The sequence below is a fragment of the Actinopolymorpha sp. B9G3 genome (assembly GCF_040120725.1).
Taxonomy (GTDB): Bacteria; Actinomycetota; Actinomycetes; order Propionibacteriales; family Actinopolymorphaceae; genus Thermasporomyces.
Genome location: NZ_JBEEAB010000014.1, coordinates 82155 through 94211, shown reverse-complemented (window position 1 = coordinate 94211; position 12057 = coordinate 82155). Strand labels below are relative to the sequence as shown.

The following is a 12057-nucleotide window of genomic DNA, read 5'->3' as shown; positions in this document are numbered from 1 at the left end:
GTCTCCCGCGGTTCTCTTTCCCCGCTTGGCAAATCCCACAACCCGACGACGCGCCATTGTCTCCCTCAGAAGCAACGCGAAGCGTGCGGAATTGGCCCACAAGTGCTGGTCATGTCCGGTCATTGCTGCCAGACATTGAAGCCGCGGTTTCCGCACGGCCGTGAAAGGTCACACCTAGGATGACGAATCAGTAGTACGCAAGTCACAGAGCGTCTCGATGCGTGCAGGGCAACGAGCGGGATGCCATGCGGGGGAGGGGAATGATGAGCAGCACCGCTGGTCGCGAAGGCGGAAGCTACAGCTGGAAAGACCCACGGACATTCTTCGGACTGCTGTTAATCGTCGCGTTCGGCGCGTTCGTGTCGTACCTCTCGATGCGCGCGAATGCCTGGAACCAGTATCTCAGTCTCTATGCCGGCGTCACGGCCGTGATGACCGGCGTTCTCGGCGCCATTCTCGGAGCAGTGATCACCGCTAGCCGGGTGACGGACGCCAAGACCGAGATGAACCACGCCATCATCGAACGCCAGGAAGCCCAGACCAAGCTCGAGGCCATTTATCACACGCTCGCCGACGCCCGCGAAACCCTGGCGAAGGTCGAACTCGTGCTACGCGAAGCCGGTGCCCTGCGGCATGCGCGGAAGAACGACGGTACGAAGTTCGTCGAGCGGATCGGCTTCGATTCATCGGTGCTGAACGACGCCGTCAACCCGGTCAAGGCCAAGCTGCCGCCGGAGGCGGAGTTCGTCGACGCGACCCGCGTCCACGAGGTCGACCCCAAGCTCGACGCGCTCGCGCTGAGCGCGGAGGAGCTTCTCGACGAGGTACGCAGCCGGCACCGGTACCTCAAGCGCCCGGAGTAGAAAGCCCGGAGTAGAAAGCCGGGCGCCCGGGCCGCCGCCAGCTCGGCACGTGGGATGAGGGGCCCCCTCGCGCGAACCTCGTGCGTGAGGGGGCCTTCTTTCTCGGTCGCCAGGCCCTATTCCGGCCTGATGTTCTGGTTCAGGTGGAAGAGGTTGGCCGGGTCGTACTTCTTCTTGATCGCGACGAGCCGTTCGTAGTTGGCGCTGTAGTTGTCTTCAGTACGAGCCTGGTCGTCGCCGGACATGAAATTGATGTAGCCGGCTTCCTCAGAATGCGGCGCGATGGCGGAGTAGTAGTCGCGTACCCACGAGATGTTCTGTGCATTGTCTGCTGGGTCGGGCCAGATTCCGGCGATCACCGTGGCGAAGGTCGTGTCCCGATAGGCAAAGGCAGTGGCGTCGCCCGCCACCTCGTTGCACGCACCGTTGACGGGATAGACGTGCACGGTCGAGTTCAACGCCGGGAGCCGCGGTCCGAACTCCAGGTGAGCGTCGACCGCGGGATCAGTGAGCTCCCGGGCGAAGTTGGCCTTCCAGTACTGCTGCATACCCGGCGGGACGAGCGCATCGAACGCCGTGTTCAGGGCGGGGTAGGGCATCGGGCCGAGAGACTCCGCGACCACGGGAGCGACATCGCGAATCGGTGCCACCATCGAGGGACCCTCCGAGAGTGGTCCCGCCCAGCACGACACAAGGCCCACCAGCGGATCGCCGTGGCGACCTGGCGGAATGAACGGCAGCGGCGGCGCGATCTGGAACGCCGGAAAGACGGCGAGTCGATGGTCGGCCGAGGTGATGAAGTCGCGATAGAACTCCAACACGTCACGTGCCCTTTCGAGCTCGAAGAAGACCGGCCCGCCGTAGATGTCGACGACCGGGCTGAGCCGAAACTCGAACGACGTGACGACACCGAAGTTCCCGCCACCGCCACGGATGGCCCAGTAGAGGTCGGCATTGTCCTGCGCACTCGCCAGGAGAAACTGCCCGTCGGCGGTGACGACATCGGCTGCGACCAGATTGTCGCAGGACAGGCCGAGGCTGCGGGTCAGATAGCCGATCCCACCGCCGAGGGTGAGTCCGGCGATTCCTGTGGTGGAGATGATCCCGCCCGTCGTGGCAAGGCCGAACGGATACGTCGCGGCGTTGAAGTCGCCCCACGTCGCGCCGCCGTCCGCACGGGCCAGCCGGCGGACGGGATCGACCCGGACGCCGCGCATCCGGCTGAGGTCGATGACCAACCCGTCGTCGCAGGTGCCGAACCCGGGCACGCTGTGCCCACCGCCGCGGACCGCGAGGTCGAGAGTGTTGTCGCGGGCGAAATCGACCGCGGCCATCACGTCGCCGGAATTGGCGGGCCGGACGATGAGGCGCGGATGCCGGTCGATCATCGCGTTGTTGACGCGGCGCGCCTGGTCGTATTCGTCGTCCGCCGCGGTGATGACGCGGCCACGAAGGCGTTCGCGGAGTTGCTGGAGCGCGGAATCGACCATGATCGGTCCCCCTGATGTCGTAACATCCCGATGCGCTGGCGCTGGCCTGAAGTCCAACCTACGCCCGGACAACCAGGAGAATGGCCACGCGCCCACAACCCCTATGTCCCACTATCGTGTCGCCATGACGAATCTGCCTGAGCCGGTACACCCACGGGCGCACCTCCGCGCGTCCGACGCGGATCGCGAACGCGTGGTCCAGCTGCTGGGTGAGGCGCTTGCGGACGGGCGGCTGGAAACGCATGAGCATTCCGAGCGCCTCGACGCGGTCTACACCGCGAAGACTTTGGGGGAACTGGTACCGCTGACCCATGACCTGTCCGATGTGGTGGAAACGCCGGGAGCGGACTCGCAGGCGCGGGCCCGGAGCCCCGTGATCGACCAGGCCGGGGCGTCCACCGAGACCGACCACCTGATCGGGATCTTCGGCGGTGGCGAACGGAAAGGTCGCTGGCGCGTGCGGCGTCGGACGAATGCGGTCGCGGTGTTCGGCGGCTTCGATCTGGACATGACCGAGGCGACTTTCGACGCGCGTCGAGTCGAGATCAGGTTGTTCGCCCTCTTTGGTGGGATCAGCATCACCATTCCCGATGGCGTCGAAGTGCAGAACCAGTGCGGCGGCGTCCTCGGTGGCGTCAGCATCAACACCGGCGACACGCCACCCCCGCCTGGTGCGCCGGTCATCGTGCTCAAGGGTGTGGCGATCGTCGGCGGTGGCGATATCCACGTACGCCGGAAGTAGCACCTGGGTCGGAGTCGGTGGGACGGCTCCGGGTGGGCATAAGGTCCAAGGGTGCCACCGTGGGGTGAAGGAACTGGCTTGCTGAGGAGCCGCGACGCATGCAGGTGACGTTCGCGACCGTTGCCGGTGATCCCGCGATCCCGAACGAGGACTTCGTGGTGGCCTCCCCGGATGTGGTGGTCGTCGTCGACGGGGTGACACCGCTCGATCGGTCCGACACCGGCTGCCGGCATGGCGTCGCGTGGTACGCCCGGACGCTCGGGACCCGCCTCTTCTCCCTGGCGGGGAAGGGTTCCGAGCCACTCACCGACTGCCTCGCCGCGGCGATCGCCGAGACTCGGGACGCGCATGGCGGCGGCTGCGATCCCGCGCATCCGGACAGCCCGGCCGCGACGGTGGCGGTCGTACGTCTCCGCGAGGGGACGCTCGAACATCTGGTCCTGTCCGACGCGGCCATCGTCGTGGACACCGGCGGGGAACCGCGGCTCATCACCGACAACCGGGCGGGCCAGGTAGGTCGCCGGCTGCGCGCGGATGGGATACGCCCGACGGGCCCGGTGGTTCGAGCGCGGCGGAACCAGCCCGGCGGCTACTGGGTGGCGGCCGAACGTCCGGAGTCGGCGTACGAAGCGCTCACCGGTGAGTCCGCACTGTCGGGCGTACGCACGGTGGTGGCGGCCACCGACGGGGCGACCCGCCTCGTCGACACGTTCGGGTGGGGTGACTGGCGGGACGCCCTCGAGGCCCTGCGCGCGGGCGGCCCGCACGCCTGGATCGCCCAGACCCGGGCCGCCGAACGCGCGGACGCGGGACAACCGGCAGGCCAGCGCCGCACCACGGCGAAGGTGCACGACGACGCGACGCTGGCCCTCCTCCGCATACACGGAGACGCGTAGGCCGTGACTGGAGATACCCGCCCATTGACGCAACCGATCGGTTGCCATAAAGTAGCAACCAAACGGTTGCTACTTGTGGAGGCTGGCATGGCATTCCCCGATCGGATCGAGCGTGTCGTCGAGATCGCCCACCCGCCGGCCAAGGTGTGGGCGGCGCTCACCACGGCCGAGGGTCTGGGCACCTGGTTCGGCAACCAGGCCACCATCGACCTTCGCCCGGGCGGATCAGCCCGGATGACCTGGACCAGCGGCGACACCGCCGACATGCGCGTCGAACGGGTCGAGGAGCCGACGGTGTTCGGCTTCACCTGGCACATCTACGGCCTGCCCGAGGGCGATCCGCGCCGCACCTATGTCGAGTTCACGCTCGAACCGGTCGGTACGGGGACGCGGCTGACCGTCGTCGAATCCGGCTTTGCCCAGTTGCCGGCAGACGCCCACCACAAGGCGTACGACGGCAACACCCAGGGCTGGGCAAGCGAGCTGGGCGAACTGGTCGACTACCTCGATGCCGCCTGACACCGAGGCGATCGCCGAACAGGTTTTCGTCGCCCTGGCCGACCCGACCCGGCGGGCCATCCTGGCCGCGCTGGCGTCGGGCGGACCGGCCACGGCCACCGACCTGGCCGGTCGCCTGCCGATCACGCGGCAGGCGATCGCCAAACACCTGGCCCTGATGGCAGAGGCCGGCCTGGTGACGGCCGAACCAGGAGAGCGGCGCCGGGTGCGGTACCGGCTCCACTCCGCCCCGATGCAGGTGGCACAACAGTTCCTGGCCGCGCTGGCCCGCGACTGGGACGGCCAGCTCGATGCGTTGAAGGACCACCTCAGCCGGTAAGCCCCGCGGCGACACCACAGGTGGTCGCCCGGGCCCCCTGGGCAAGCCGAACGGGACCAGCCAGGCGCGTGGGTATGAACCTGAGCGGGAAGGAGAACATCACCATGAAAACACCACCGATCGTTTCGCCACAGGAGTGGGAGGCTGCGCGCGAGCAGCTGCTCGTGAAGGAGAAGGAGCTGACCCGGGCCCGTGATGCGCTGGCCGCGGCGCGTCGGCGGATGCCGTGGCTGGCGGTGGAGAAGGCGTACGAGTTCGACGGGCCTGCGGGTAGGGCGAGTCTGCTTGACCTGTTCGAGGGTTGTCGACAGCTGATCGTCTACCGCGCCTTCTTCGAGCCCGGTGTGTCCGGCTGGCCCGACCACGCCTGTGTCGGCTGTTCCATGGTGGCCGATCACGTCGGCCACCTCGCCCATCTGAACGCCCGTGACACCACACTCGTCTTCGCCTCGCGTGCGCCGCAGCCGGACATCGAGCGGGTGAAGGCGCGGATGGGCTGGACGATGCCGTGGTACACCATGACCGACGAGTTCGACGCCGACTTCGGTGTGGACGAGTGGCACGGCACGAACGCGTTCATCCGCGAGGGTGACAGCGTGTTCCGCACGTACTTCATCAATGCCCGCGGCGACGAGGCATTGGGAAACACCTGGAATTACCTCGACATGACCGCACTCGGGCGTCAGGAGCAGTGGGAGGACTCGCCCGAGGGCTACCCCCGAACCCCGCCGTACGAATGGTGGAACTGGCACGACGAATACGGCGACGCCGAACGGGCGCAGGGGTAGGTGGACCGGACCGGCCGAAGACCACGACGCCGGCGATCCTGAAAGCACCGCCGGAGGGCTGAGTGGCCGAGCGAGCCGGACGACAGGGAGCGGTGCCGAGGGCCGACCTCCTGGCCGCCGCCGGGAAGACGATTCCGGACGTCACGGCGCCCGGCCTCACGGTGCTCTTCTGCGGGATCAATCCAAGCCTCACCTCTGGCGCGACCGGTTGGCACTTCGCCCATCCGGGCAACCGGTTCTGGCGCGCCCTCCACGACGCCGAGCTGACACCACGCCAGCTGCGGCCGGCCGAGCAGCGGGAGTTGCTCGACTACGGGCTCGGCATCACCAACCTCGTCCCACGCGCGACAGCTAAGGCGAGTGACGTCGAACCGGCAGAGTTACGCGCTGGTGCCCGCCGCCTCCGCCGCCTGGTCGCGCGCCAGCACCCGACCTGGGTAGCGGTCGTCGGCGTGACCGCCTACCGCACCGCCTTCGACTCCCCCGCCGCGAAGGTCGGACCGCAGGACGCCACGCTCGGCGCGGCCCAGGTCTGGGTACTGCCGAATCCCAGCGGTCTCAACGCGCACTACACCCCGGCAGGTCTGGCCGCCGAGTTCACCCGGCTTCGCGAGGCCGCCATGTCCGGACGGCCGCCCTGAGGGCCGACGGCAACGACGTGGGACCGCGAGCCGGCCCTCTCGCCACGAGGTTCTGCACCTCACGGGGTTCCGACCGTCACGAGGCGAGACGGCGTGGCATGGCGACATAGCGGACGTCAGGCCGATCGTCGGCCTCGGGGCTGTCGCGTCCGGTGAGCAGGGCGGGACGGACTCCTTCGTTGAAGGAGAGTCGCGCGTAGGGCGCGTCGAGTACGTCGAGGCCGTCGAGCAGGTAGCCGGCGTTGAACCCCACCGTCGTACCGGATCCGTCGAGGTCGGCGGGCAGTCGTTCACGCCCGCGGGTGTCGACGTCGCCGGCGGCGCCCACCACGACCTCGTCGGAGCCGATCGACAGCTCGACCGCCGCGTAACGGTCGGCGACGATGCACACCCGCCGCAGCGCGGCGCCCAGCAGTTCGGCGTCGAGGGTGACCGCGCCCACGAACGAGGTCGGCACCTTCGACCGCAGCGCGGGATAGGTGTCGTCGAGCAGGCGGAGGGTGGTGAGTCGGTCGTCCGTGCCCAGACTCAACAACGGATCGCCGGCGCCGCCGACGCCCGCCGTGAGGACGTCGTCGGAACCGAGGCCCTTGGCGGCCTCGGCGAGGAGCCGGGCCGGGGCGACCGCCCTGGCGGGCAGCTCGGCATCGGTCGGCTTCCAGGGCAACTCCCGGATCGCGACCCGGAAGCGGTCCGACGCGGTCATGGTGAGCGAGTCGTCCGCGAACTCACACAGCGTGCCCGACAGCACCGGGATGACGTGCTCGCGCAGCGCGATCCGGGCCATCTGTGCGGCCACCTTGGCAAACGACCCACCGTCGACCACCCCGGTCGGTGCGGGCGGTGCCGGCAGCTCGGGGTAGTCGGCCATCGGCAGGGTCGGCAGCGTGAACTCGATCGTGCCGGCCGCGATCTCGACCGTGCCGCCGGCCGCGCTGACCTCGACCGATCCGGCCGGCAACGCACGCACGATCTCAGCGAACACCCGGCCAGGCAGGAGCAGCTCACCAGCCTCACCGACCTCGGCGGGAAAGCTGACGACGGAGCTGGCCTCGTAGTCGTAACCCGTCAGGCGTACGACATCCTCGCGCGCCGACATCCGCAGTCCGGACAGCGACGGGATGGATGCGCCGTTGCCGGCGGTGTGCCGCGCGGCGAAGGCGGCGGACCTGCCCAACTGCGCGGTGTCGCAGGTGAACCTCATCGGAGGGTCCTTTCGTACGAATGTGTGAAGGCGAGGCTAGGTGGCAGCACCGACAACGCCGGGGGTGCGCCTGTGGGCGGCACCCGTACCGCAGGGGAGTACGGGAGTTGTCCACAGGCACCTCGGCGCGCCCGGCGGAACCAGTGGAGAATTGACCTCTGACCACTGCAGCGGACGGGGGACGACGTGGCACCCAAGACCAACGCCCGCGACGACCTGCGCGCGGGCGCGAAGGGCTTTCGCACCTGCGGTGAGGACGTCGATACGGCGGTCAGCACGCTGAAGCGGGAGACGACGGGGACGAACTCGCCCTGGGGCGGCGACGACCTCGGCACCGTGTTCGGCGGCATCTACCAACCGATCGCCGACAGAGCATTCGCCTACTACCAGGAACTCGGTGAGGGGATCGTCGAGATCGGCGAGGCACTCGAGACCATCGCGAAGAAGTGGGAACGCACCGAGGACGGCGCGGAGCGCGACGTCGAGGACGCCGGCGGTGGCTGAGTAGACAACGACCCAGTAACCCGTGACGCAGACCTCATCGAACGTATCGAGCACTGGGGGCGGCAGTGTGGATTCCCTTACCCGAGGAGCTGGGCGAGTTCCTCACCATGGTCGGTTTCATCTGGCCGCAGGCAGACGAGGAACTGCTCTGGGAGTGCGGCGACGCGTGGCAGAAGTTCGCCTCCACGCTGCGTGAGCTGAAGCCCGACGGCGACGCTGCAGGACGTAAGGTCACCGCCACCAACGCCGACGAGGCGATCGCGGCGTTCTCCGAGCACTGGAGGAAGTACGCAGCCGAGGAGGGGTACCTGAACGGCGGCGCGGATGCCGCCGACCTGGTGGGTACGGCGTTCTACACGGCCTCGATCATCGTGATCACCTTGAAGATCGCGGTGATCGCCCAGCTGATCTATCTCGCCTACACCTGGGCGGTCGCCATCGCCGGCGCCGTCGAGACCCTCGGTGCGTCGCTGGCGGCTGCCGCCGCACAGACCGTGGCAACCCGTGCGGCCGTCAAGGGTCTCTATCTGGCGGCCATCAAAGCGCTGAAGGAACTGGGGCCCAGGATCGTCGCCAAGGCGCGCGCCAAGCTCGACGACGCCATCAAGCGCGTACGCAAGGAACGCGAGCCGGAACCGAGGAAGCCCCGTGGCGGCCGGCCCACCCCGAAGAACCGCCAGGATGCCGAGGACATCCTTGACGACGGCGCCACCATCGAGAAGGAGTCGAAGGGTAAGGGGCATTCGAAGATCGCCGTCCGGAACGGCGGACGCACCCAGGCCGAAAGCGATTTCGCCGAGATTACGGAGGGCCTTCAGGTGAAGTCCTATCCCAACGGCACCAAGGTCGCGGAGCTGCCTGACGGTTCTGACATATCGCTGCGGAGTTCGAGCGACGGCAGGACGACGATCTCACTGCAACAGAAGGGCCAGCCGGATACCAAGTATCGATACGATCCGTGAGATCGGCCGCGATGACCGTGCCCATGAGGACGGCCCATGAGGACGGCCCATGAAAACGGCGCATGAGGGCTGCCCATGGGGACTCACGTAGGGAATCAGGAAGGACCAGGTAGGACAGCGATGTCGAGCAAGCAGATGCCGATCGACGAGGTGGCGCGTTGTCGAAGAACGCTGCTCGCCTCCGACCAGGAATTCCGCGCGGACTGGTTGGCCGACGGCGATAGGACGGTCGTTCCGATCGAGGAGTTCAACTCCTTTTCCGACGATCCGGCGGGGGAGCGCATTGTCTCCGCGCACCGCGCTGCGGGAGATGCCCGCCTCCTGTGCCTGACGACTGCCGACCTCGGGCCGGACGAACCATCCCAGGCTGCTGTCGTCACGCTGGATCCGGTCGAACTCGATGCCTGGTGGGAGGAGGTGCGGCCGTTCGACGTGGTTCTCGCCTCGCCTGACCTGGTCCGCGCAACCCTTGTTTCGGTGGACGAGTTCGCACTCGTCGCAGGTCCCGTGGCGTTCGTCGAGCACGCCGTGGGGATGTCGGTCGTGGAAGCGCGCAAGGCATTCGCGGTCTACGCCGACGACATGAAGAGTGCGTCACGGCATCTGCCGGCCCTTGCGGAGAAGTACGGCTGCCGGTGAGCACGAACAGGTTGAGCGCGACAGGTGAGCACAACCAGGTTGAGCACGACAGGTTGAGGAGTGGAGGATGCGATGACCGGCTTTCCGTCGTTCGATCTCGGTGAACTCGGCACCGACGGGCTCGAGGATCGGCTCAACGAAGTACGCGGTGACCCGACTTCCGCCGCGCGGGAGTTGCAGCAGGCCATGGCCGAAATCCGCGGCACGGGAGCGTCCGAGGACGGCACCGTGGCGGCGGTGACGTCGACGGACGGGACCTTGATGGAACTCACGGTCGACCCGCGCCTGCTCAGGAAGGGATCAGAGGTGCTCGCCGCGACCGTGATGGAGGCCGTGAACGCCGCCGCCGCGGACGCGCGTGGCCAGGTCGGCGAGCAGTTGCAGGGCGGAACGAACCCGGCAGCGAAGGCGGCAACAGACCTGCAGCGTGGCCTCGACAACGTGATCGACCAGGTCCTCGCCGACGTCGCCCGGATCCAGGACCGCCTCCGCTGAGACGGTGGGGATCCGACGTTCGTACGAAGGTCGGCCCCGTCAGGCGGTTCGGCCCTCGCCCCGTGCAGCTCGCCCCATGCGGCCCCGCCCTCGCCTCAGGCGATCGGCCTAGACGGCGGTGATGGTCCAGGAGGCTTCGTGGAGTTCGCCGGGCGCGAGCACCAGCAGGTCCGTGCGGGAGTTGAACGCGTCCGGCGGGCAGGTCATCGGTTCGACGGCGAGGCCGGACCGGTTGAGCTCCGGTTCCGGGCGGTCGGCCGTGTGCACCTGCACCCACGGGAGGCTCTCCGCGCTCCACGACATCTCCACTCCGCTCCCCTCGCCGGTCACGACCCGCACCCGGGTCCGCCCGCCCGGGTCGCGACCGAGGCCGGTGTAGGCGTGGTCGAGGAACGTGTCCCCGATGTCGTGCGCGCGGCGGAAGTCGTACGACGTCCCCTCGACCGGCGTCACCCGCACGGGCAGCAACCGGTCGGGCGTCACCTCGAGGTAGTCCGCCGCCGGCAGGTCCAACGTCCAGTCGTCGACCCGGCCCGGCCCGGCGACGAGGTAGGGGTGCGGCGCGCACCCGTAAGGCGCCTCGTACACGCCGGCGTTCAGCGCCGTGAGCCGGGTCGTCAGCCCGTCGACGGAAAGTACGTAGGACACGGTCAGATCGAGCCGGAACGGATACCCGTCCTGCGGGAACAGCTGGTACCCGAGGACCACCCGGTCCGCTGAGCGTTCGAGCAGTGTCCAGGGCACCCAGGCGACCAGGCCGTGCAGGGCGTTGTGCCGGGCCGGTTCGCTCAGCGGCAGCTGGTGCGTCGTACCCCCGAAGTCGTACGCACCATCGGCCACCCGGTTGGGCCAGGGGGCGAGCACGGCGCCACGGTAGGCCGGCCGGATCTCCTCGGCGGCGAAGCCGGCGACGAGCGCGCGTCCTTCGTGGGCGAGCTTGCGCAACGTGGCACCGACCTCGGTCACGGTCGCGGTGTAGCCGACCGCCGTCATGGAGTACTGCTCTCCGCTTGGCTGCACGAGTTCTGTCCTCCGCTCCAGGGCCATGCTTTCCGCCAGCCTAGAGGACTGGTTCCGTGGGGGGTGTGGCTGAAGCGGGTCAGGCGATCCCGCTCGGACTGACTCCATCCAGCGCGACCATGCAACTCGCCTCGCGTGGTGAGGACGGCACTGACGAGATCGCTTGCTACGTTGGCGGCACGGGGTCGTACCCCGTGCAAGGGGTGGCGATGTCAGGCGTGCTGGAGGGGCGGACGGCGCTCGTGACGGGCGGCTCGCGCGGTATCGGACGCGCGGTCGTCGAGCGCCTCGCGCGCGACGGTGCTTCGGTGGTGTTCAGTTTCGTACGACACAAGCAGGCGGCCGACGAGGTGGTCGAGACCGTGCGCGCGGCAGGTGAGGTCGCCCACGCCGTGCCGGCGGATCTCGGCAGCGTCGCCGACCTACGACGGCTCTTCGACACGGCCGACGAACTGCTGGGCGGTCTCGACATCCTCGTGTGCAACGCCGCGACGAGCCGGCTGGCGAGCCTTGCCGAGGCGAGCGAGGACGACTACGACGCGGTGATGAACGCCAATGCCAGGTCGACGTTCATCGCCTTGCAGGAGGCCGCGCGGCGGATGCGCGACGGCGGGCGGATCGTGGCGTTCTCGACGCTCAACACCGCGTTGCCGGTGGCGGGCAACGGGCTCTACCAGGCGAGCAAGGGTGCGGTCGAGATGTTGACGCGTACGGCCGCGAAGGAACTCGGCGCGCGCGGCATCACCGCCAACATCGTCTCGCCCGGTGCGACCGACACCGACCTGCTGCGGTCTACCAATCCGCCCGAAGTGCTGGAGCAGATCCCCGCGATGACCACGCTCGGCCGGCTGGGCCAGCCCGCGGACATCGCCGACGTCGTGGCGTTCCTGGTGGGGCCGGACGGCAGGTGGCTGACCGGCCAGAACCTCTGCGCCGCCGGCGGCCTGCCCTGACCTCGGCGGCCTCCACGCGCCC

At 68.5% G+C, this 12057-nt stretch carries 15 protein-coding genes; 12 read left to right on the top strand and 3 right to left on the bottom strand.

The window, feature by feature from the left end:
• The first annotated feature begins 263 nt into the window (after nucleotides 1-263).
• Complete coding sequence (locus ABNF93_RS22920) at nucleotides 264-863, top strand: hypothetical protein (protein WP_349330201.1); 600 nt, start codon at nucleotides 264-266, stop codon at nucleotides 861-863.
• A gap of 116 nt (nucleotides 864-979) precedes the next feature.
• Here the strand turns inward: ABNF93_RS22920 and ABNF93_RS22915 are convergent, their stop codons facing one another.
• Nucleotides 980-2353 carry an FAD-binding oxidoreductase gene (locus tag ABNF93_RS22915; protein ID WP_349330200.1) on the bottom strand — a complete coding sequence of 458 codons (1374 nt, stop codon included), beginning with the start codon at nucleotides 2351-2353 and terminating at the stop codon, nucleotides 980-982.
• Between the two features lie 124 nt (nucleotides 2354-2477).
• Here ABNF93_RS22915 and ABNF93_RS22910 point away from each other — a divergent pair, with 124 nt between their 5' ends.
• The 6 genes from ABNF93_RS22910 to mug all read left to right on the top strand — a co-directional run bounded on the left by ABNF93_RS22910 (nucleotide 2478) and on the right by mug (nucleotide 6258).
• On the top strand, nucleotides 2478-3095 hold the full coding sequence (locus ABNF93_RS22910) for a DUF1707 SHOCT-like domain-containing protein (RefSeq protein WP_349330199.1): 618 nt from the start codon (nucleotides 2478-2480) through the stop codon (nucleotides 3093-3095).
• Between the two features lie 98 nt (nucleotides 3096-3193).
• Nucleotides 3194-3991, top strand: a complete 798-nt coding sequence (locus ABNF93_RS22905) for a protein phosphatase 2C domain-containing protein (protein WP_349330198.1) — start codon at nucleotides 3194-3196, stop codon at nucleotides 3989-3991.
• Nucleotides 3992-4078: 87 nt separating this feature from the next.
• Complete coding sequence (locus tag ABNF93_RS22900; protein WP_349330197.1) at nucleotides 4079-4510, top strand: SRPBCC domain-containing protein; 432 nt, start codon at nucleotides 4079-4081, stop codon at nucleotides 4508-4510.
• Nucleotides 4500-4829, top strand: a complete 330-nt coding sequence (locus ABNF93_RS22895) for an ArsR/SmtB family transcription factor (protein ID WP_349330196.1) — start codon at nucleotides 4500-4502, stop codon at nucleotides 4827-4829. Before ABNF93_RS22900 ends, ABNF93_RS22895 begins: the two co-directional genes overlap by 11 nt.
• 104 nt (nucleotides 4830-4933) lie before the next feature.
• Nucleotides 4934-5617 carry a DUF899 domain-containing protein gene (locus ABNF93_RS22890; protein ID WP_349330195.1) on the top strand — a complete coding sequence of 228 codons (684 nt, stop codon included), beginning with the start codon at nucleotides 4934-4936 and terminating at the stop codon, nucleotides 5615-5617.
• Between the two features lie 92 nt (nucleotides 5618-5709).
• On the top strand, nucleotides 5710-6258 hold the full coding sequence (gene mug / locus ABNF93_RS22885) for a G/U mismatch-specific DNA glycosylase (RefSeq protein ID WP_349330194.1): 549 nt from the start codon (nucleotides 5710-5712) through the stop codon (nucleotides 6256-6258).
• A gap of 76 nt (nucleotides 6259-6334) precedes the next feature.
• On the opposite strand, the gene dnaN is transcribed toward mug, so the two are convergent.
• The gene (gene dnaN, locus ABNF93_RS22880) at nucleotides 6335-7462 is read right to left on the bottom strand and encodes a DNA polymerase III subunit beta (RefSeq protein ID WP_349330193.1); all 1128 of its coding nucleotides are present in this window, start codon (nucleotides 7460-7462) and stop codon (nucleotides 6335-6337) included.
• A 186-nt stretch (nucleotides 7463-7648) separates the two neighbouring features.
• Here dnaN and ABNF93_RS22875 point away from each other — a divergent pair, with 186 nt between their 5' ends.
• From ABNF93_RS22875 to ABNF93_RS22860, 4 genes are all read left to right on the top strand, one after another.
• Nucleotides 7649-7966: a WXG100 family type VII secretion target gene (locus ABNF93_RS22875; protein ID WP_349330192.1), complete on the top strand. Its 318-nt coding sequence runs from the start codon at nucleotides 7649-7651 to the stop codon at nucleotides 7964-7966.
• 65 nt (nucleotides 7967-8031) lie between these two features.
• Nucleotides 8032-8928, top strand: coding sequence for a WXG100-like domain-containing protein (locus ABNF93_RS22870; protein WP_349330191.1), 897 nt, complete (start codon nucleotides 8032-8034; stop codon nucleotides 8926-8928).
• Nucleotides 8929-9048: 120 nt separating this feature from the next.
• Nucleotides 9049-9567: a hypothetical protein gene (locus tag ABNF93_RS22865; protein WP_349330190.1), complete on the top strand. Its 519-nt coding sequence runs from the start codon at nucleotides 9049-9051 to the stop codon at nucleotides 9565-9567.
• A gap of 72 nt (nucleotides 9568-9639) precedes the next feature.
• Nucleotides 9640-10062, top strand: coding sequence for a YbaB/EbfC family nucleoid-associated protein (locus tag ABNF93_RS22860; protein WP_349330189.1), 423 nt, complete (start codon nucleotides 9640-9642; stop codon nucleotides 10060-10062).
• A gap of 108 nt (nucleotides 10063-10170) precedes the next feature.
• On the opposite strand, the gene ABNF93_RS22855 is transcribed toward ABNF93_RS22860, so the two are convergent.
• The gene (locus tag ABNF93_RS22855; RefSeq protein ID WP_349330188.1) at nucleotides 10171-11082 is read right to left on the bottom strand and encodes an aldose 1-epimerase family protein; all 912 of its coding nucleotides are present in this window, start codon (nucleotides 11080-11082) and stop codon (nucleotides 10171-10173) included.
• A 65-nt stretch (nucleotides 11083-11147) separates the two neighbouring features.
• Here ABNF93_RS22855 and ABNF93_RS22850 point away from each other — a divergent pair, with 65 nt between their 5' ends.
• Entirely contained in the window at nucleotides 11148-12035 is an 888-nt protein-coding gene (locus ABNF93_RS22850; protein ID WP_349330187.1) for an SDR family oxidoreductase, read from the top strand.
• The last annotated feature ends 22 nt before the right edge of the window (nucleotides 12036-12057 follow it).

What these genes read in the sequence shown, in the direction of transcription:
- ABNF93_RS22920 (WP_349330201.1), top strand. Translation starts at nt 264, where the DNA reads ATGAGCAGCACCGCTGGTCGCGAAGGCGGAAGCTACAGCTGGAAAGAC.
- ABNF93_RS22915 (WP_349330200.1), bottom strand. Translation starts at nt 2,353, where the DNA reads ATGGTCGATTCCGCGCTCCAGCAACTCCGCGAACGCCTTCGTGGCCGC.
- ABNF93_RS22910 (WP_349330199.1), top strand. Translation starts at nt 2,478, where the DNA reads ATGACGAATCTGCCTGAGCCGGTACACCCACGGGCGCACCTCCGCGCG.
- ABNF93_RS22905 (WP_349330198.1), top strand. Translation starts at nt 3,194, where the DNA reads ATGCAGGTGACGTTCGCGACCGTTGCCGGTGATCCCGCGATCCCGAAC.
- ABNF93_RS22900 (WP_349330197.1), top strand. Translation starts at nt 4,079, where the DNA reads ATGGCATTCCCCGATCGGATCGAGCGTGTCGTCGAGATCGCCCACCCG.
- ABNF93_RS22895 (WP_349330196.1), top strand. Translation starts at nt 4,500, where the DNA reads ATGCCGCCTGACACCGAGGCGATCGCCGAACAGGTTTTCGTCGCCCTG.
- ABNF93_RS22890 (WP_349330195.1), top strand. Translation starts at nt 4,934, where the DNA reads ATGAAAACACCACCGATCGTTTCGCCACAGGAGTGGGAGGCTGCGCGC.
- dnaN (WP_349330193.1), bottom strand. Translation starts at nt 7,462, where the DNA reads ATGAGGTTCACCTGCGACACCGCGCAGTTGGGCAGGTCCGCCGCCTTC.
- ABNF93_RS22865 (WP_349330190.1), top strand. Translation starts at nt 9,049, where the DNA reads ATGTCGAGCAAGCAGATGCCGATCGACGAGGTGGCGCGTTGTCGAAGA.
- ABNF93_RS22860 (WP_349330189.1), top strand. Translation starts at nt 9,640, where the DNA reads ATGACCGGCTTTCCGTCGTTCGATCTCGGTGAACTCGGCACCGACGGG.